This is a genomic window from Serratia proteamaculans (assembly GCF_004684015.1).
Taxonomy (GTDB): domain Bacteria; phylum Pseudomonadota; class Gammaproteobacteria; order Enterobacterales; family Enterobacteriaceae; genus Serratia; species Serratia proteamaculans_F.
The window spans coordinates 80,775-98,626 of the sequence record NZ_SRIA01000007.1; the positions used below are offsets into that span (position 1 = coordinate 80,775).

General features: G+C 57.2%; 18 protein-coding genes. 14 read left to right on the plus strand and 4 right to left on the minus strand.

Annotated elements, in window-relative coordinates:
* Positions 1–13 precede the first annotated feature (13 nt).
* Positions 14–787 carry a helix-turn-helix domain-containing protein gene (locus tag E5C26_RS05080; protein WP_409513900.1) on the minus strand — a complete coding sequence of 258 codons (774 nt, stop codon included), beginning with the start codon at positions 785–787 and terminating at the stop codon, positions 14–16.
* Between the two features lie 99 nt (positions 788–886).
* On the opposite strand from E5C26_RS05080, the gene E5C26_RS05085 reads away from it, so the two are divergent.
* From E5C26_RS05085 to E5C26_RS05120, 8 genes are all read left to right on the plus strand, one after another.
* The gene (locus E5C26_RS05085) at positions 887–1,297 is read left to right on the plus strand and encodes a nuclear transport factor 2 family protein (protein WP_409513901.1); all 411 of its coding nucleotides are present in this window, start codon (positions 887–889) and stop codon (positions 1,295–1,297) included.
* Between the two features lie 46 nt (positions 1,298–1,343).
* Positions 1,344–1,544 carry a YaiA family protein gene (locus E5C26_RS05090; RefSeq protein WP_037423273.1) on the plus strand — a complete coding sequence of 67 codons (201 nt, stop codon included), beginning with the start codon at positions 1,344–1,346 and terminating at the stop codon, positions 1,542–1,544.
* Between the two features lie 303 nt (positions 1,545–1,847).
* Positions 1,848–2,621, plus strand: coding sequence for an IclR family transcriptional regulator (locus E5C26_RS05095; protein WP_135315341.1), 774 nt, complete (start codon positions 1,848–1,850; stop codon positions 2,619–2,621).
* Between the two features lie 195 nt (positions 2,622–2,816).
* A complete protein-coding gene (locus E5C26_RS05100) occupies positions 2,817–4,382 on the plus strand; it encodes an OPT/YSL family transporter (RefSeq protein ID WP_135315342.1) in 1,566 nt (521 codons plus the stop codon).
* Between the two features lie 32 nt (positions 4,383–4,414).
* Positions 4,415–5,344, plus strand: coding sequence for a DUF1177 domain-containing protein (locus tag E5C26_RS05105; RefSeq protein ID WP_135315343.1), 930 nt, complete (start codon positions 4,415–4,417; stop codon positions 5,342–5,344).
* 4 nt (positions 5,345–5,348) lie between these two features.
* Complete coding sequence (locus E5C26_RS05110) at positions 5,349–6,026, plus strand: AroM family protein (RefSeq protein WP_135315344.1); 678 nt, start codon at positions 5,349–5,351, stop codon at positions 6,024–6,026.
* Positions 6,027–6,236: 210 nt separating this feature from the next.
* A complete protein-coding gene (gene ppnP, locus E5C26_RS05115; protein WP_037426875.1) occupies positions 6,237–6,527 on the plus strand; it encodes a pyrimidine/purine nucleoside phosphorylase in 291 nt (96 codons plus the stop codon).
* Between the two features lie 137 nt (positions 6,528–6,664).
* Entirely contained in the window at positions 6,665–6,868 is a 204-nt protein-coding gene (locus E5C26_RS05120) for a hypothetical protein (protein ID WP_135315345.1), read from the plus strand.
* A gap of 92 nt (positions 6,869–6,960) precedes the next feature.
* Here E5C26_RS05120 and rdgC read toward each other — a convergent pair whose 3' ends face one another.
* Positions 6,961–7,872: a recombination-associated protein RdgC gene (gene rdgC / locus E5C26_RS05125; RefSeq protein WP_012005468.1), complete on the minus strand. Its 912-nt coding sequence runs from the start codon at positions 7,870–7,872 to the stop codon at positions 6,961–6,963.
* A gap of 88 nt (positions 7,873–7,960) precedes the next feature.
* On the minus strand, positions 7,961–10,573 hold the full coding sequence (locus tag E5C26_RS05130; protein WP_135315346.1) for an ATP-binding protein: 2,613 nt from the start codon (positions 10,571–10,573) through the stop codon (positions 7,961–7,963).
* A gap of 141 nt (positions 10,574–10,714) precedes the next feature.
* Here E5C26_RS05130 and E5C26_RS05135 point away from each other — a divergent pair, with 141 nt between their 5' ends.
* The 6 genes from E5C26_RS05135 (at position 10,715) to E5C26_RS05160 (ending at position 17,033) form a co-directional block, all read left to right on the plus strand.
* Complete coding sequence (locus E5C26_RS05135) at positions 10,715–12,235, plus strand: sugar ABC transporter ATP-binding protein (protein ID WP_135315347.1); 1,521 nt, start codon at positions 10,715–10,717, stop codon at positions 12,233–12,235.
* Positions 12,236–12,263: 28 nt separating this feature from the next.
* Entirely contained in the window at positions 12,264–13,253 is a 990-nt protein-coding gene (locus tag E5C26_RS05140) for an ABC transporter permease subunit (protein ID WP_017891794.1), read from the plus strand.
* A 201-nt stretch (positions 13,254–13,454) separates the two neighbouring features.
* Positions 13,455–14,399 (plus strand): ABC transporter substrate-binding protein, encoded by a 945-nt coding sequence (locus E5C26_RS05145; protein ID WP_135315348.1) that lies wholly within the window; start codon positions 13,455–13,457, stop codon positions 14,397–14,399.
* A gap of 62 nt (positions 14,400–14,461) precedes the next feature.
* Positions 14,462–15,148 carry a D-lyxose/D-mannose isomerase gene (locus E5C26_RS05150; protein WP_135315349.1) on the plus strand — a complete coding sequence of 229 codons (687 nt, stop codon included), beginning with the start codon at positions 14,462–14,464 and terminating at the stop codon, positions 15,146–15,148.
* Between the two features lie 11 nt (positions 15,149–15,159).
* Positions 15,160–16,020: a ketose 1,6-bisphosphate aldolase gene (locus tag E5C26_RS05155; protein ID WP_012005474.1), complete on the plus strand. Its 861-nt coding sequence runs from the start codon at positions 15,160–15,162 to the stop codon at positions 16,018–16,020.
* Entirely contained in the window at positions 16,017–17,033 is a 1,017-nt protein-coding gene (locus E5C26_RS05160; protein ID WP_206194239.1) for a carbohydrate kinase family protein, read from the plus strand. Before E5C26_RS05155 ends, E5C26_RS05160 begins: the two co-directional genes overlap by 4 nt.
* On the opposite strand, the gene E5C26_RS05165 is transcribed toward E5C26_RS05160, so the two are convergent.
* Positions 17,008–17,748, minus strand: a complete 741-nt coding sequence (locus E5C26_RS05165; RefSeq protein ID WP_135315351.1) for a response regulator — start codon at positions 17,746–17,748, stop codon at positions 17,008–17,010. The two genes, E5C26_RS05160 and E5C26_RS05165, sit on opposite strands and share 26 nt — an antisense overlap.
* Positions 17,749–17,852 lie beyond the last annotated feature (104 nt).

The window sequence follows — 17,852 nt, forward strand, 5'->3', positions numbered from 1 at the left end:
TCTTGGGGCACCGTCAATTGCGCCTGACGGCTGCCTCGTTTTTCTCTCGAGAATGAGTCTCGTGCTGAACAAAATACAATCCCGGTGTGGTGCCAAAACGCTGACGGAAAGCGGCAATATAGGCACTGACATTGTCATAACCGCACTCGGCGGCGATCCGGTTGACGGCGTCACCGCGTGATAGCGGCTCCAGCGAACGGATCACCCGAGCTTGCTGGCGCCAGCGGGCGAACGTTATGCCGGTTTCGTTGATAAAACGCCGGCTCAGGGTGCGTATGCTCAACCCGGCCCAGGCGGCCCATTCACTCTGTGTTCGGTTATCAGCAGGTTCGTTCAGCAACGCACGCGCAATTTTCAACAACCGTGCATCCTGCGGTAGCGGCAGTTGCAGCGGTGTATTTTCCTGCATGCGTACCTCATCCCTTAACACCTGTAATAGCCGCCGTTGCGGCGCGTTCAAACTCTGCCCTGCGAAGAGGGCGATGCGCTCCACCAACGCTTGAATCAACCCAGAGGCGGTGCTTAGGTGTGGTTGTTCCGGTAGCCCGCTACAGTAAGGCTCCGGCAGATACAAACTCCAGCCTGCAACGTTACCGCACGCCAGCGCCTGATGAGCGCAATGGGGTGGCAGCCAGCCGATACTGCCGGCGGTCATTGCCCATTGTTGCTCCTGAGTTTCCAACGCAATCATGCCGTGGGTTAATAAATAGAGCTGTCCGCGGGTATGTTGATGCCAGGGCGTTAAGTGTTTTTTCTCATGCCAAAGTCGTGCGCTTTGCAGGATCATCAGTGTTGGCCGTTTTGCGGTATATAAAGTCCATATGCGGTTATTATGCCATTCCCTGTCTGATTTATGCTCTGCGCATCATTCAACTTTTGGAGAAAAATGATGAGCCGCCTGAAAACCCCCACCGCCATCGTGCTCGAGGCCCTGCAACGGGTCGTCGCGGCACCCCAACACCAGCCGCTGCTGATCGCTGAGTTTTTCAGTGAAGATTACCTCCAGCAGGTTGACGGCAACACATTGGATTACAGCCATTTTATGCAGCATATGGCGTTACTGAAACAACTTACCCGCAGCATGACGCTGGAGATAGTCGCCGTGGCCGGGCAGGGGGATTCGGTACTGACCCACCATCAGGTTCGGTTGGAAAAGCGGGACGGAGGCCGCAGCCTGGTTAAGGTGTTGGCACATTTCACCGTGCGTGACGGCAAGATCTGCGCCTGCGATGAGCTGACGAAGTTGCTGGAAGGCGAACAGGGCGATCGCGATTTGGGGTCGCGCGTGTCGGTATAAATAGCGCTGCTATACTTAACCCTGTGGAATCAAACGGGAGATCAGCATGCGCGAAAATGACCGACCTGGCTATCCGAGAACCGCCCGAGTGGTCGCCGTTGACCGGGGTGATCCAAGCTTGCATATGCACCGTTTTGAGGTGCGCACCGATGACATTGAGCCCAATACGCTACTCAGTGAGCATCCTACCGAGCAGGAAGCGCTCGATGCCAAGCATCGTTACGAAGATCCGGCGCTGGAAGATTAAATACTATCCCTCTGAAACCGGCGTCATGCCGGTTTCTTTATTTATTCCGCTTACTGCTTTAATTACCTCACTCGATAACGAACAATTAGCATGACATGCTGGATTATACCGGTACGGTCGAATAACTGAATGGTAATTGAGCTGTTTCATCCACGTTCGCCGTTGCATTTAATTTAGCGAAGCATCATCCGCTGCTATTTTAAGGCGGGATAAAAAATAAACTGCTTGACGATAAGTTGTACGAGTTTTAGTTTCTAATTATCAAACAGGAACTGAGTTCCATATAGTGGAACAAGGCATGCAATGACAACTCTGGAAAATGCTGCTGCGGTATTAAAGTTATTTTCTCAACAGCGAATGATGCACGGCCAGGCCGGTATTTCATTCAGTGATGTAGTGAGCCAATTGATGCTGCCAAAAAGCACCGCCTCTCGCCTGTTACAGACCATGGAAAATGAGGGCATGCTGGAGCGCGATCCTGACAGCAAGCTGTATAAAATCGGTCGTTTGCTGCTATCGGTCTCCAGCCACTATCTGTCGACGCCGTTGGTCGACAGCGTGGCGGCGAGTATGGTGCAGCTCAGTCAACAGACCAACTGCACGGGTTACGTTTCGGTGCTGGAGGCGCAGGAAATTATGGTGATGCGTATGTTCCCCGGCCGCCATTTCCTCCAGGTGGTGACGCCGGCAGGCAGCCGCTCACCGGTGGCGGAAACCTCGGTAGGCCGGGCGATACTGGCGCGTGACAGTGATGAGCAGGTGATAGCGCGTTTTTCCGCAGGCTACCGCGCCGCTTCACCCAATGCTCCGCAAACGCTGGAAGCCTTGTTGAGTAAGCTGGCACAGGTTCGGCAGCAGGGCTGGTCTCTGGCGCGTAACGAAACCTTGCAAGGCATCAGTTCTTTGGCAACCACGGTGACCAACAAACACCGTAATGAGACGGTTGGTCTGTGTTTGTCTTTCCCTACGCAGGCGGAAGAACAGCCGTTTTCACCCGGTGTGCTGGAAGCATTAATGACAGTATCCCGGCAATTGGCGGAAAAACTCGGTGATGATTATTGGCAACAGATCAAATAACGCACCGAAACAGTCTGCCAGCAACTGATAATTAACGAAGACCAACACCAGGGAATTCCTTAATTATCTCACTTAGAGTTATGGGCAATAAATACTTAACGGCACTCACAGTTCCAATATTTGGAACTGTGAGTGCCGCTTCATGCCGAAATTAACGTTGCCAGACACCAGGGAATATTCAGGGAAATTAAAACTATGAAAGAAAATAGCAGCATAAATCCTTTGAAAGATATCGGTACTCTGCTGGTGATGGTGCTGCTGTCCATCGTCGGTGCGATTATCGGCGTGCAGCTGATCACCACGCTGGGCGTGACGCCCAACACGTCGATTATTGGCGCGTTGCTCGCCATGCTGTTGGCGCGCATTCCACTGCAAATGTTCCAGCGCTACCGCTCGGTACATACGCAAAACCTGGCGCAAACGGTGATCTCTTCCGCCACCTTTGGCGCTGCCAACTCGTTGCTGATGCCGATTGCCGTGCCTTATGTGATGGGGCAACCTCAGCTGATCCTGCCGATGTTTTGCGGGGTGGCGGCTGCGATGTTGCTCGACGCCTACCTGCTGTACCGCATGTTCGACACCAAAATCTTTCCTGCGGCCAATGCCTGGCCACCGGGCGTCGCGGCGGCGGAAGCCATTAAGGCCGGTGACCGGGGCGGCAAACAAGCCTGGCTGCTGGTGGTAGGGGTAGCGGTCGGTGTCGCCGGTTCGATGCTTAAAATCCCGATGGCGGCGTTCGGCACCGCGTTTATCGGCAATATCTGGGCTTTGGGCATGTTTGGTGTCGGTCTGTTGTTGCGAGCCTACGCGGAACCTATGGCAGGCTTTGATATCAATGCGCATTTCATTCCTCACGGAGTGATGGTGGGGGCCGGTTTGGTGGCCTTGATCCAGGTGGTTCAGGTGATCCGCAGCAAGCGCGCCGACACCGGTGGTTATAGCCAGGCCGACAGCGAAGTGCGCAAAGCGCTGGGATTAGGCGCGGTGGGCTATATCGTCATTGCCGCGCTGCTGGCGTTGGTTGGCGGGCTGTACAGCGAGATGTCGCTGGGCATGCTGGTGCTGTTTGTGATTTACGCCGCGTTTGCCGCCTTTGTGCATGAACTGATCGTCGGCATCGCCGCGATGCATTCCGGCTGGTTCCCGGCCTTTGCGGTGGCGCTGATTACATTGATTATCGGTATCCTGATTGGCTTCCCGCCGCTGGCGCTGTGCGTGCTGACCGGATTTACCGCGGCTACCGGCCCGGCGTTTGCCGATATGGGCTTTGATCTGAAAGCCGGGTTTATCTTGCGTGGCTACGGCAAGGATCTGCAACAGGAGCTGATGGGACGCCGCATTCAGCTGTTTGCCGCGCTGATCGCCTTTGTCATCGCCATCCCGGTGGTGTACTTCGCTTATACCAGCTATTTCCTGCAGGACCTGATCCCACCGGTGGCGCGAGTGTACGCCAAAACCATCGAGGCGGGCGCACAGCCGGGCATTGCCTACAGCCTGCTTATCTGGGCGGTCCCCGGTGCCATCGTGCAGCTGATTGGCGGGCCCAAGCGCCAGCTCGGCGTGCTGTTGGCCACCGGCCTGTTAATCAACAATGCGTTGGCGGGATGGGCAGTGATTGTCGGTATTGCGCTGCGCATCCTGATTATTCGCCGCTGGGGTGACAAGGGGCGCACGCCGATGGAGATCATGGCGGCCGGTTTTATCGCCGGTGACGCGCTGTACAGCTTCTTCAATTCTATTTTTTCCAGCAAAGGGAAATAACCCACCCGGTTAAATTGTGAGGTCAGCCGATTATGAGTTTGCAACAAACGCTGCAGGTTTTTGAATTAATTGATAGTGCTTATGTGAACGGTCAGCAGGTGGTCGATTTGTTCACGTCCTATCCCGGTATCCGCGCCAGCACGCTGCGTGCCAGCGGGCCGAAGGGTGCGACCGACTTCGTGCGTATTGAAATCCCCGGCAGCGCCGGTAAAAGCCAGGGTGGGGATGCGCCGACCCTTGGCATTATCGGCCGCCTGGGCGGCATTGGCGCGCGGCCAACGCGTATTGGCCTGGTGTCCGACGGCGACGGGGCGATAGCCGCGATAGCCAGTGCGCTGAAGCTGGCGGAAATGCAGCGCAAGGGCGATGTGCTGGCGGGCGATGTGATCATCACCACCCATATTTGTCCTGATGCGCCGACTCGCCCGCATGATCCGGTCGATTTTATGGATTCTCCGATCGACGATGTGACGATGAACGATAATGAAGTGATGGCGGAGGCCGACGCTATTTTGTCCATCGACACCACCAAGGGCAATCGCATCATCAACCACAAAGGCTACGCGTTATCACCGACGGTGAAAGAAGGTTACATCCTGCGGGTGGCGGAAGATCTGCTGCGGATTATGGAGATGACCAGCGGCCGCCCGGCGGTGACCTTCCCGATCACCACTCAGGACATTACCCCGTACGGCAACGGGGTACACCATCTGAACAGTATTCTGCAGCCTTCGACCGCGACGTCTGTGCCAGTGGTCGGTGTGGCAATCTGCACCGAGTCAGTCGTGCCAGGCTGCGGAACCGGCGCCAGCCATGAAGTGGATATTGCGCTCACCGTCAAGTTTGCGGTGGAAGTGGCAAAAGAGTTCGGGCGTGGTACCTGTCATTTTTATCAGGCCGATGAATATGCGCAGCTGCTGGCGCTGTACGGCAGCCTGAGTCACCTGCAAAAAAGGAAATAACCCCATGAATGCCTCATTTGCCACGCTGACTATCGGTCAGGCACCGCGCAACGACATTATGCCGTTGCTGTCTGCCTATTTGCCTGCGGAACAGGTGAGGCATGTCGGGTTGCTGGACGGGCTGAATGCCAGCCAGATTGACGAGCGTTATGCACCGCAGGCCGGAGAGAAGGTGCTGGTTTCACGCCTGCTGGACGGTACACAGGTGAGATTGGCGGCCACTCGGGTTGAGCAGGGGTTGCAGCAGAAAATCAATGCGCTGGAAGCGGAGGGCTGTGAGGTGATCCTGCTGTTGTGCACCGGAGAGTTTGGCCAGTTGCATGCACAACAGGCGCTGTTGCTGGAGCCGGATCGCATTATTCCACCGCTGATTTCTGCCATTGTCAGCCAACATCGGGTGGGCATTGTGGTGCCGGTGGCGGAGCAAATCAGCCAGCAGGCGGGCAAGTGGCAGTTACTGGCGACGCCTCCCTGTTTTGCCGTCGCCAGCCCTTATCTGGCGGATGACGCAGTGCTGGAGTTGGCCGCAAGCGAATTACAGCGGCAGGGCGCGCAGGTGGTGGTGCTCGACTGCATTGGTTATCACCGGCAGCATCGTGATTTCCTGCAGGCACGGCTTGAAATACCGGTGTTGTTGTCCAACGCGCTGGTAGCCAAGTTGGCAGCTGAGTTAATTGACTGATTAAAAAGCTAATAAAATCTCATATGGCGGTCTGTCGGGGGCCGCGCTGCGTGTTTTTGGGCGTGAACCCAGAGCGGCGGGCTGAGGGTCAACCGCTCGGCAGCGTTTTACTCTGCGCCACGATCGCATTTCGCGAGAAAAACCAGTGACAGATCAACCGCAATCCCCCAATATGGATTTCCCATAAAGTTGATTACGCGGGTGACAGTTATGCTGAAAGTGAACGAGTATTTTGCTGGAAAAGTGAAGTCTATCGGTTTCGATAGTAGCAGCATCGGTCTTACCAGCGTCGGTGTTATGGAAGAGGGTGAATACACCTTCAGCACTGCCCAGCCGGAAGAAATGACCGTGATTACCGGAGCGTTGAAAGTGTTGCTGCCGGGCTCGCCGGACTGGCAGGTGTTTACGCCAGGGGAGAAATTCTTCGTACCGGCCCACAGTGAGTTCAACCTGCAAGTGGCCGATGCGACCGCCTATCTGTGCCGTTATTTAAGTAAGTAATTTCACCCTTCGGTGATAAATCAGGGCTCTGCATGCAGAGCCCTTAGTGCGCCGGGCTCGAGTATCTCGGGTTCAAAGGCAACTTTGTCATCGCACTCAGAGATTGCAATCTCTCCGTTTAAGCAAAGGAGTGCTTTGTGAAACAGGAAAGATTAAAAAGATTGATGTTCGTTGCAGGGGTTTCTTTTTCATCATTTTTAATCGCCAACATAAAAGAGTTTTCCTTCCCCACCTCATTCATCAAAGCGTTTTTAGCGTCTATTATCTTCACGTCGATTTATGCATTTCTTTCCAGCCGCTTCTGGAAAAAGTATGTTCTAAAAATAAAAGATGAAGAATAACCCTAGGGTTCAGCGCCGCGTTTTCCCCAATATCCCTGGTCGCAAACGTCTTAGGGCTCTGCATGCAGAGCCCTTGGTATTTTAAGGCAGACTTAGCGCTGGGCTTCGCCACCCAGAGCTTCGATGGTGTTCTTGATTAACGCCGCCAATTCGCTGGTCATCAGGATAAAGTCGGCGTCAAAACGCTGGGCGAAGTCGTCACGATCGATATCGTCGTTCTGCTCACGCAGTGTATCGGCGAACTTCAAACGCTTCAGTGAACCGTCGTCTGCCAGCACCAGTTGAATGCGCTCCTGCCAGTCCACCGCCAGCTTGGTCACCAGCTTGCCGGCTTCGATATGCACCGCGATTTCATCGCTGATCAGGTTCTGTTTTTTGCAGCGGATCACGCCGCCGTCTTCCAGAATGGCCTTTAACTCCGCTTCGTCCTGAATGATAAAACCGGCCGGCAGTTCGCCGGAACGTACCCATTCGGTCAGCGTCAGTTCGATCGGGCTTTCCATGGTCAAGGGCACCACCGGCAGTGAACCCAGGCTTTTGCGCAGCAGCGCCAGAGTGTCTTCCGCGCGTTTGGCGCTGGCGGCATCAACCATGATCAGATCGTTAACCGTGTCGATCCACATAAAGGTCTGGTTAAAGCGGCTGAAGGCGCGTGGTAACAGGCTATGCAGCACTTCATCTTTCAGCGCGTCTTTCTCGGTTTTCTTCAGCTTACGGTGCTGTTCACCTTCCAGGCGTTCAATCTTGGCCTGCAGCTCTTGTTTGATGACCGGCGACGGCAGGATTTTTTCTTCCTTGCGCGCGCAGATAACAATTTGGCCGTTAACCGCGTGTGTCAGTGACTCGCTGTGGGAACCCATTGGAGAAACCCAGCCGGTTTTCGCCATGTCCTGGCTGCCGCACGGGGTGAAAGCAAAAGCGCTGAGTTGTTTTTCCATTTCATCCGCGTTTAACGCCACTTCGCGGCTCAAACGGTAAACCATCAAATTCTTAAACCACAGCATAATGTTATCCCTGGCTGGGCGTGCATCTGGCACGCTTATTCATCAAAAGCAGGGCGGCATAATAACGAATCAGGGGCGAAAAATCGCCTCATTCCCTCCGAATTGCGTCAGCGGCCGCGTTTGAGCGGCGTGCCCGTTGCAGTGCCAACGCCAGTTGCCGCTGGCTGAAAGGCTTGCGCAGCAGTTCAACATTGGGCAGCGTGTCTTCATGGTGGCGACGTATATCCTGGCCGCTGATCAGCAGCGCGGTAAGGCGCGGATTAATCTCACGCGCCAGCCCAATCACCTGCATGCCATCCAGTTCGCCCGGCAGCATCAGGTCACTTATCAGCACCCCAATATCCGGCGTCTGACGCAGTAGCGCCAGCGCCTCATTGCTGTCTGCGCAGTCCAGCGTCAGGTAGCCGAGCTGGTGCAGGTGTTCGCACAGCGTATGACGCACGTCATTTTCATCTTCCAGCACCAACACCAGGCTGTCGGTGCCGTCGCTTTCTTCGAGTGGTTGTGGCACTGCTTGCGCGACTGCCGGTGCCGGGGCGCGCGGCAGTTGCAGACGCACCAGAGTGCCTTCGCCCGGTGCGGTTTCAATCTGCACCCGGCCGCCGGACTGGCGTACAAAGCCGTAGACCATCGACAGCCCCAGCCCGCTGCCGCTGCCCACCGCCTTGGTGGTAAAGAATGGCTCGAACACCTGTGCTTTGACTTCCTCCGACATGCCGCAGCCGGTGTCGAGCACCTCCAGCGCCACCATGTCCTGTTTCTTGCCACCGCTGCGTACCACACGTTGGTTGTAGATGCGGATCTTAACCACGCCGCTGCGGCCTTCCATGGCATCCCGGGCGTTGACCACCAGATTGATCAGCGCGTTTTCCAACTGATTGGCATCGACCCACGCCGGCCAGCCGGGCTGCTGAGTCTCAATGCTTAGCGACAATGTCGTGGGCAGCGAATGACGCAGCAACTCCTGCAGGTTTTCTACCAGCGTCTGTAGCCGGATGGCCTGCGGATGCAGTGCCTGTTTACGCGAAAATGCCAGCAACCGTTGGGTAAGCTGGGCCCCGCGTTCGGCGGCCTTTAGCGCCCGGGTAATGCGCTGTTCGGTTTGGGCATCCTGAGTTTGTTGGGTAGTCAGTTCCAGGCTGCCGATAATCACCGCCAGCAGGTTGTTAAAATCATGCGCCAGGCCGCCGGTGAGTTGGCCGACCGCCTTCATTTTCTGGCTGTGCAGCAGCGCTTCTTCCAGCGCTTTGCGCTCGGTGCGTTCCAGCACCACGTTAACTACGCCGCGATTGGGTACCGGGCTGAAGCGCAGTTCGACGGTGCGACCGTCGCTCAGGCGCAGTTCCTGCGGCTGCGGCAGTTCACTGGACAGGTTGGCCAGCACTGCCTCCCAACGCTGACCCGCCGGGGGCGTCACGTGTTGCAGTAATTCGCGGTAGTGCTGGCCACGGTGCAACTGGTGTTCGTTTAGCCCCAGCAGCAGCGGATATTGCGGGTTCCACACCACCAGTTGGCCGTCGTTATCAAACAGTGCAAAGCCGTCGCGCATTGCCAGAAAGGTGGTTTCCAACTGGGTGCTTTTTTCTTTCAACAGGCGTGAGGTCTGTTCCAGTGAGGCGGTGTTGCGCGCAAAGACGTTGAATGCCCGCGCCAACTCGCCCAGTTCGTCACGGCGTTGCAATGCCGGTACGCTGACCTCACGCTCACCCCGTGCCAATCGCGTCATGGCACCGGCGATTGCCGTCAGGTTCGATCCAAGATTGCGGTAGATATACCACCCGGCGAAACCGGTAATCACCAGTGCCAGCAGGGCGAACAGGCCGATAAACCAGCTGATGGAGCTGAGCTCTCGATGGGTTTGATGGGTGCGCAGCTCCGACTCGTCCGCCACTTTCTGTACGTAGAGATTGATGTCGTCATTGAGCATCGCCACCAAGGCTTTGATATGGTAGGTATAATAGGCCAGAGCCAGATCGCTTTGCTCCAGCTCCAGCGTTTCGGGCAGCAGGCGTTGTTCGCTGTCGCGAAACTGGCGCATTTTCTCGTCGACCAGGGCATCCGGGCTGTGCTGCGGCCAGTAGGCCATCACGCTGTCGAGTTGCTGGGCGGCGGCCTTGGGCGTCGGGGTTTGAATGGCGATCGCCAGCAGCCGGTCGATCTGGCTTAGCAGCGGCAGCGAGGGCTGGTTCAGATTATTACGTTGGTTGAGACTGGCGATATGCCGCAGCGTGCTCTGCGTCTGATACAGCCCACTGAGCAGGATATTGCGTTGCAGATGCCGTGCGTGACCGAGATCCAGCATGCGGGTCACGCTGGTTTCCAACGCGTTGCTGCGGCTGATGATGCGCTGAACCAGCTCCGGCTCGCTATGTGCCAGCGGAGCGGCCGCCAGTCGGCCCAGAGAGGCCTGCAACGCCAGTTGGGTTTGCTTGAGCCGGGCTGACTCGCTCTGATACTCCAGCGCGCCTACCACCTGCGATAGCCGAATGGCGGCGGTCGCCACGTTCGAGGTATCGCGGCTCAGCGCCATGCTGCCGTTCATCTCATTTAGCGTTTGCGCCTGAACTTGTTCCTGCAGCTTGCCCGCATGGTTAAAGCCGACGATCGCCACGCCGCTGACCATCAGCGTCACCGCCACCACCAGCAGGTTGAACATCAGCAGGCGCCCACGTGCACCGGCAAGGAAAGGCAGTCTGCGCATTGGATCCCCCGTAACTGATTGTCCGCATTATAAATCCCCGTCCCATTAACAATATGACAAAGATGAACGGCCGCTGACATTTTGCATTTATTTATGCGTGATTAACTGCACTCAATCCGAACCGCAACCTGAGGTATGACGATGAGCGCGACCCCGATCCTGGAAATGCACAACATCGCCAAGAGTTTTGGTCAGTTTTATGCGCTGAAGGGCGTCAACCTGACGGTTTATAGCGGTGAGATCCACGCGCTGATGGGTGAAAACGGCGCGGGTAAAAGCACTTTAATGAAAATATTGGCCGGCGCTTATATCGCCAGCAGCGGGGAAATTTTTATCGATGGGCAGCCGTTTGCCATTAAAGGGCCAAAAGATGCCCTGGCGGCGGGCATCACGCTGATTTATCAGGAAATGAATCTGGCACCGAATCTGACGGTGGCAGAGAACATTTTTCTGGGTAGCGAGATCCAGCGCGGCGGCCTGGTGAAGCGCCAGCAGATGTTGCTGGAAGCCCAGAAGGTGATCGATCGTTTGGGCGCGCAGTTCAGCGCCGGCGATCGGGTGATGAAATTAACCATTGCCGAACAGCAACAGGTGGAAATCGCCCGTGCGCTGCACCGCAACAGTCGCATTCTGGTGATGGACGAACCGACGGCGGCGCTTTCTTCGCGTGAGACGCATCGGCTGTTTGAATTGATCAAACGTCTGCGCGATGAGGGGATGGCGATCATTTACATCAGCCACCGCATGGCGGAAGTCTACGAGCTGTCGGATCGCGTTAGCGTGCTGCGCGACGGCCAGTACGTCGGCAGCCTGATGCGCGACAAACTGTCTGCCAGCGAGTTGGTGCGCATGATGGTGGGCCGTCCACTGAGCGATTTGTTCAACAAGGAACAGGGCATTGCGGTGGGCGAACCACGCTTGACGCTGCATGGCCTGACCGACGGCAAGAAAGTAAAACCGGTCAGCCTGCAGGTACGTGCCGGTGAAATTGTCGGCCTTGCCGGGCTGGTGGGCGCCGGTCGTTCCGAACTGGCGCAGCTGATTTTCGGCGTGCGCAAGTCCAGCGGCGGTACGGTGGAAATTGACGGTAAGCCGGTCAATATCCATTCACCGCGTGACGCCATTGCGCTGGGCATTGGTTTTCTCACCGAAAACCGCAAAGAGCAGGGCCTGTTTCTCGATCTGGCCGCGCATGAAAATATCGTTATGGCGACGCTGGAACGCGACGGCCGTTATGGCCTGCTGAATAGGCGCAAGGCGCAGCGTATTTCCAGCGACGCCATTGGCCTGCTGAATATCCGTGTGCCCCATGCTCAGGTACGGGCCGGCGGACTGTCCGGCGGTAACCAACAGAAGCTGCTGATTTCACGCTGGGTGGCGATCGGCCCGCGCATTCTGATCCTCGATGAGCCGACACGCGGCGTTGACGTGGGTGCCAAAAGCGAAATTTATCGCATCATGAGTCAGATGGCGCAGCAGGGAGTGGCGATCCTGATGATCTCCAGTGAACTGCCCGAGGTGGTTGGCATGAGTGACCGGGTTTATGTGATGCACGAAGGCAGTATTGCCGGGGAATTGAGCGGCTCAGAGATCAGCCAGGAGAGCATCATGACGCTGGCCACCGGCGTCGAACCCGTCCTGGAGGCGGCCAGCCATGAATAATTCTATCCCTACGCTCAAGGAGCCTGTCATGACTTCGAACCCTCTGCCACCCGCCGCAAAAAATCCTACGCTGAAACGGGCATTATTGGGCGATATGATGCAAACCGTCGGCATCTTGCCGATATTGATCCTGATCGTCGCCGTTTTCGGCTTTGTCGCACCGAATTTCTTTACCGACGCCAACCTGCTGAACATTGCCCGGCAGGCGTCGATTAACATTGTGCTGGCGGCGGGGATGACCTTCATTATCCTGACCGGCGGTATCGATCTTTCTGTTGGCTCAATGCTGGGGACCACGGCGGTAGTAGCAATGGCGGTTTCACTGATGCCGGGCCTGGCCGGGCTGTCGATCCCGCTGGCGCTGCTGGCCGGTTTGGGCATGGGGCTGTTTAACGGTTTTCTGGTGGCCTACGCCGGTCTGCCACCCTTTATTGTCACGCTGGGCACCTATACCGCCCTACGCGGTGCGGCTTATCTGCTGGCCGACGGCACCACCATCATCAATTCCGATATCAGTTTCGAATGGATCGGCAACTCGTATCTGGGGCCGATCCCCTGGCTGGTGATTATCGCCTTTGCGGTGATTGCGCTGTGCTGGTTCATTCTGCGCCGCACTACGCTGGGGGTTCATATCTATGCCGTGGGTGGCAACATGCAGGCGGCACGCCTGACCGGGATCAAGGTTGGCGCGGTGCTGCTGTTCGTCTACGGCATGAGCGGTTTGCTGTCGGGGCTGGGGGGAATAATGAGTGCCTCACGGCTGTACAGCGCCAATGGCAACCTCGGCATGGGCTATGAGCTGGATGCGATTGCTGCGGTGATCCTCGGCGGCACCAGCTTTGTCGGCGGCATTGGCACCATTACCGGCACGCTGGTGGGGGCGCTGATTATCGCCACCCTGAACAACGGCATGACCCTGATGGGGGTCTCTTATTTCTGGCAGTTGGTGATCAAAGGGGCGGTGATCATCATAGCTGTGCTTATAGACAAGTACCGCACCCGCAATTACCAGCACTAGCTTACCCGTCGTCTTTCAAGCCGCAGCGTTGTTACCTGCACTAGCCCACCCCAGTTACTTACTCAAGTAAGCGCCTGGGGATGAACTAGCTGGGCGCCTAGCTGCAACTTGAAATTCATAGGGTAAGGTTGAGTGATAAAGAAAGGTTGGCGCCCACCGGGGCAGGTTTTTCGTAGGTCGGAAAATAATGAGGAAAACACTATGCGTTTCAAGCCATTGATTACCGCTTTGCTGGTTACTGCCGCGCTCGGCAGTGCCTCGTTGGTGCAGGCAAAAGAGTTGAAATCGATTGGGGTGACGGTGGGCGATTTGGCCAACCCATTCTTTGTCCAGATCACCAAGGGTGCAGAAATGAAAGCGCGCGAGTTGGCCGGCGATAAGGTCAACGTGACGCTGGTGTCGAGCGGTTACGATCTTGGCCAGCAGGTGGCGCAGATCGACAACTTTATCGCTGCCAAGGTCGATATGATCATCCTGAACGCCGCAGATTCCAAGGGGATCGGCCCGGCGGTAAAACGCGCCAAGGATGCCGGTATCGTGGTGGTGGCCGTTGACGTGGCGGCTGAAGGGGCCGATGCCACCATCACCTCGGATAACACCCAGGCCGGTGCCATGGCCTGTAAATACATCAGCGATCGCCTGAAAGAGAAAGGCAACGTGGTGATCATCAACGGGCCACCGGTGTCTGCGGTGCAAAACCGGGTCGAAGGCTGCATGACCGAGCTGAAGAAACACCCGGAGATCAAGCTGCTGTCCTATAACCAAAACGCCAAGGGCAGCCGTGAAGGTGGGCTGGAGGTCATGACCGCGCTGTTGGCGGCCAATCCGAAGATCGACGGCGTGTTTGCGATTAACGATCCTACAGCGATCGGCGCCGATCTGGCCGCCAAGCAGGCGCAGCGCAGCGAGTTCTTTATCGTAGGCGTGGATGGATCGCCGGACGGGGAAGAGGCGCTCAAGCGTGGCGGAAAATCGCTGTTTGTCGCGACGCCGGCACAGGATCCTCAGGTTATGGCGGCCAAGGCGGTCGAGATCGGTTACGACATTCTGCAGGGTAAACCTGCGCCAACCGCTCCGGTGCTGATCCCGGTAACCATGATCGATAAAAACAATATCGGCAGCTACAAAGGTTGGACGGTGAAATAACCAGTTATCGGCGGGGCCTGCCAGACTGGGCCCCTCATTTCCTTACCGCTTCCGGAGGCACCATGAACCGTTCCGCCGTGAACCAAATCCTGCAGCAAACCCAGCACTTTTTTGCCCGTTTCGACGTCCAGCTGCCGCCCTTTGCCCATTTTAGCCCCTCGGTCTGGCAGCAGCTCGATCGCCAGCCGTGGCAGGAGGTGTTTGACCTGAAACTGGGTTGGGACGTCACGGCATTTGGCGACGATGATTTCGCCCGCAAGGGGCTAACGCTGTTTACCCTGCGCAACGGTTCACCCGGCGGTAAACCCTATGCCAAAAGCTATGCGGAGAAAATCATGCATTGCCGCGAAGCTCAGGTGACGCCGATGCATTTCCACTGGCGCAAGCGGGAAGACATTATCAACCGTGGTGGCGGCAACCTGATTGTCGAATTGCACAACGCAGACCCGCGGGAAGGGCTGGCCGAAACTGCCGTGACCGTGACGCTGGATGGCTGCCGCCAGACCCACGCCGCCGGTTCGCGTCTGCGCCTGGCGCCGGGAGAAAGCATCTGTCTCACGCCGGGTATCTATCACAGTTTCTGGGGCGAAGAAGGCTTCGGAGACGTTTTGGTAGGGGAAGTCTCGACGGTAAACGATGACGACAACGACAACCGTTTCCTGCAGCCGCTCAGCCGCTATAGCCAGATTGAAGAGGACCAGCCACCGCAGTGGTTGCTGTGTCATGAATACTTGCGCTTTATCGCTTAAGGAGAACCAGCATGGCATTGATTTCATTGGCGCAGGGTTTGGCGCAGGCTCGTCAGCATGGCTATGCGCTGGGGGCATTCAACGTGCTCGACAGCCACTTTTTGCGTGCGTTGTTCGCTGCGGCGCAGGCGGCGCGATCGCCGTTTATTATCAATATTGCCGAAGTGCACTTTAAGTACGTCTCGCTGGAGTCCCTGGTGGCGGCGATTAAAAGTGAAGTGGCGCAGCACGATATTCCGGTGGTGTTGAATCTGGATCATGGCCTGCATTTCGAGGCGGTGGTGCAGGCACTGCGGCTGGGATTCAGCTCGGTGATGTTCGACGGCTCCGGCCTGAGCTACGAAGAGAACGTGCGTCAGACACAGGAAGTGGTACGCATGTGCCACGCGGTCGGCGTATCGGTTGAGGCGGAGCTGGGGGCGGTCGGCGGTGACGAGGGCGGCGCGCTGTACGGCGAGGCCGACAGCAATAAATTTACCGACCCGCAGCGGGCGCGCGAATTTGTCGAATTGACCGGCATTGATGCGTTGGCGGTGGCGATTGGCAATGCGCACGGCAAATATAAAGGCGAGCCGAAGCTCGATTTTGAACGGCTGGCGGCGATCCAGCAGCAGGCGGGGATCCCGCTGGTGCTGCACGGCGGTTCCGGCATCAGCGATGCCGATTTCAAACGCGCGATCGGGCTGGGTATTCACAAAATCAATTTCTATACCGGCATGTCGCAGGCGGCACTGGGGGCGGTGGAACAGCGAATAACGCAGCGCCACGCGATTTACGATGAATTTGCCGAAGTGCTGCTGGCGGTGGAGCAGTCGATCAGCGAAGTGGTGCAGCAGCAAATGCATATTTTCGGCAGCGCCGGGCGGTTGTGATGACCCGGCGTGGCATTGTTTCGGCCGGTAACATGCTGGTGGATCATGTGCATCAAATTGCGCACTGGCCGCAGCCGGGCTGGCTGGTGGAGATTGAACATAGCCAGCGCGCTACCGGCGGCGCACCGCTCAATGTGCTGCTGACGCTGGCACGCATGGAGACCGGATTACCGCTGGCGGCGCTCGGGGTGATCGGCTGTGACGCAGACGGTGACTACATCCTGCAAATGCTGACACAGCACCGGGTCGACAGTGGCTTGGTCAGGCGTAGCGAAACGGCGATGACCGCTATGTCGCAGGTGATGACCGAGCCGGGTGGCCAACGGACGTTCTTTCATGCGCCGGGGGCCAACCGGCAGTTGGATCTGGCCGATTTCAATGAGCTGCACACTGAGCATAAAATTTTCCATCTGGGTTATCTGCTGCTGCTCGACAGCCTGGATCGCCCGGACGAAGAGTTTGGCACCCGCAGCGCCCGCTTGCTGGCGCAAATGCAGCAGCGTGGTTATCAAACCTCATTGGATTTAGTGTCGCGCCAGGGCGATCCGCGCTATCGGCCACTGGTATTACCGGCGCTGCGCTGGCTGGATTATCTGGTGATTAACGAGCTGGAGGCCGGTGAGTTTACCGGGCTGGCATTGCGTGCGGCCAATGGCGCAGTGCAGCCACCGTTGATGGCCCAGGCCGCAGAACAGCTATTGCTGGCCGGTGTGCGGCGGCGAGTGGTGATCCACTGCCCGGAAGGCGCATACGGACTGGAGAAAGACGGGGAAGCGCGCTGGCAACCCTCATGGCTGGTTGGCGAAACTGAAATCGTCGGCAGTGTCAGTGCCGGGGATGCCTTCTGTGCCGGGGTGCTGTACGCCAGCCATGAAAGCTGGCCTTTGGCAGAGACGCTGCAATTGGCGCATGCCTGTGCGCGGTTCAACTTATTGTGCGCCAACGCGATCGATGGCGCACGCCCCTTGTCGGAACTGCAGGATTATATCAGGCGACAGCCACCGGCTGGCTGACGTCGGCGGCGAAAACATAACCCAGCCCGCGAATGGTGCGGATCAGCTCGGGCTGATGGGGGTTGATCTCGATCTTGCGCCGCAGCCGCATGATCAACACGTCGATAGTGCGATCGAACACTTCCAGCGTTTCGCTGTGGGTCAGCTCAAGCAGGCGATCGCGGGTCAGTACTTTGCGCGCATGTTGCACCAGCGCCAGCAGCAGGCCGTATTCGCCCTGGGTCAGATCGACCGGTTGTCGCTGCGGGTTGTGCAAGGTGCAGCGGACGGTATCCAGACACCAGCCGTTGAACTGCCAGCCCTCGGGTTTGTGCTGACCGGCGGTGGCTGGTTCCAGCGCCAGCGCACCGGTACGGCGTAATACCGCCTTGGCGCGGGCGACCACCACGCGTGGATTAAAGGGTTTGGCGATGTAGTCATCGGCGCCCATCTCCAGACCGACCACCACGTCGGACTCGGAGCCCAGGCCGGTCAGCATCACTACCGGCAGATCCGGGCGCAGACGGTGGATCTGCTGTAATACCAGCAGGCCGTTGGTGTCCGGCAGGATCAGATCAAGCAGCACCAGAGCAATATCCGGCTGCTGGTTGAGTAGCGTCAGCGCCTCGTTGCCCCGGTGGCAGGCATGCACGGTAAACACGTGCTCATTGAGGACGTCGCAGAGCAGGTCACAAATAGCGGGGTCGTCGTCGACGATCAATACGGCAGGTTTCATCGCTGCTCTCCGGATTTTAGGATGCGGAAAATGTTATCAACAAGTTAACTGCAGTGTACCCGATGACTAATTAATAAGCGGTAGCCGGTGTGAGTCTGATGCGG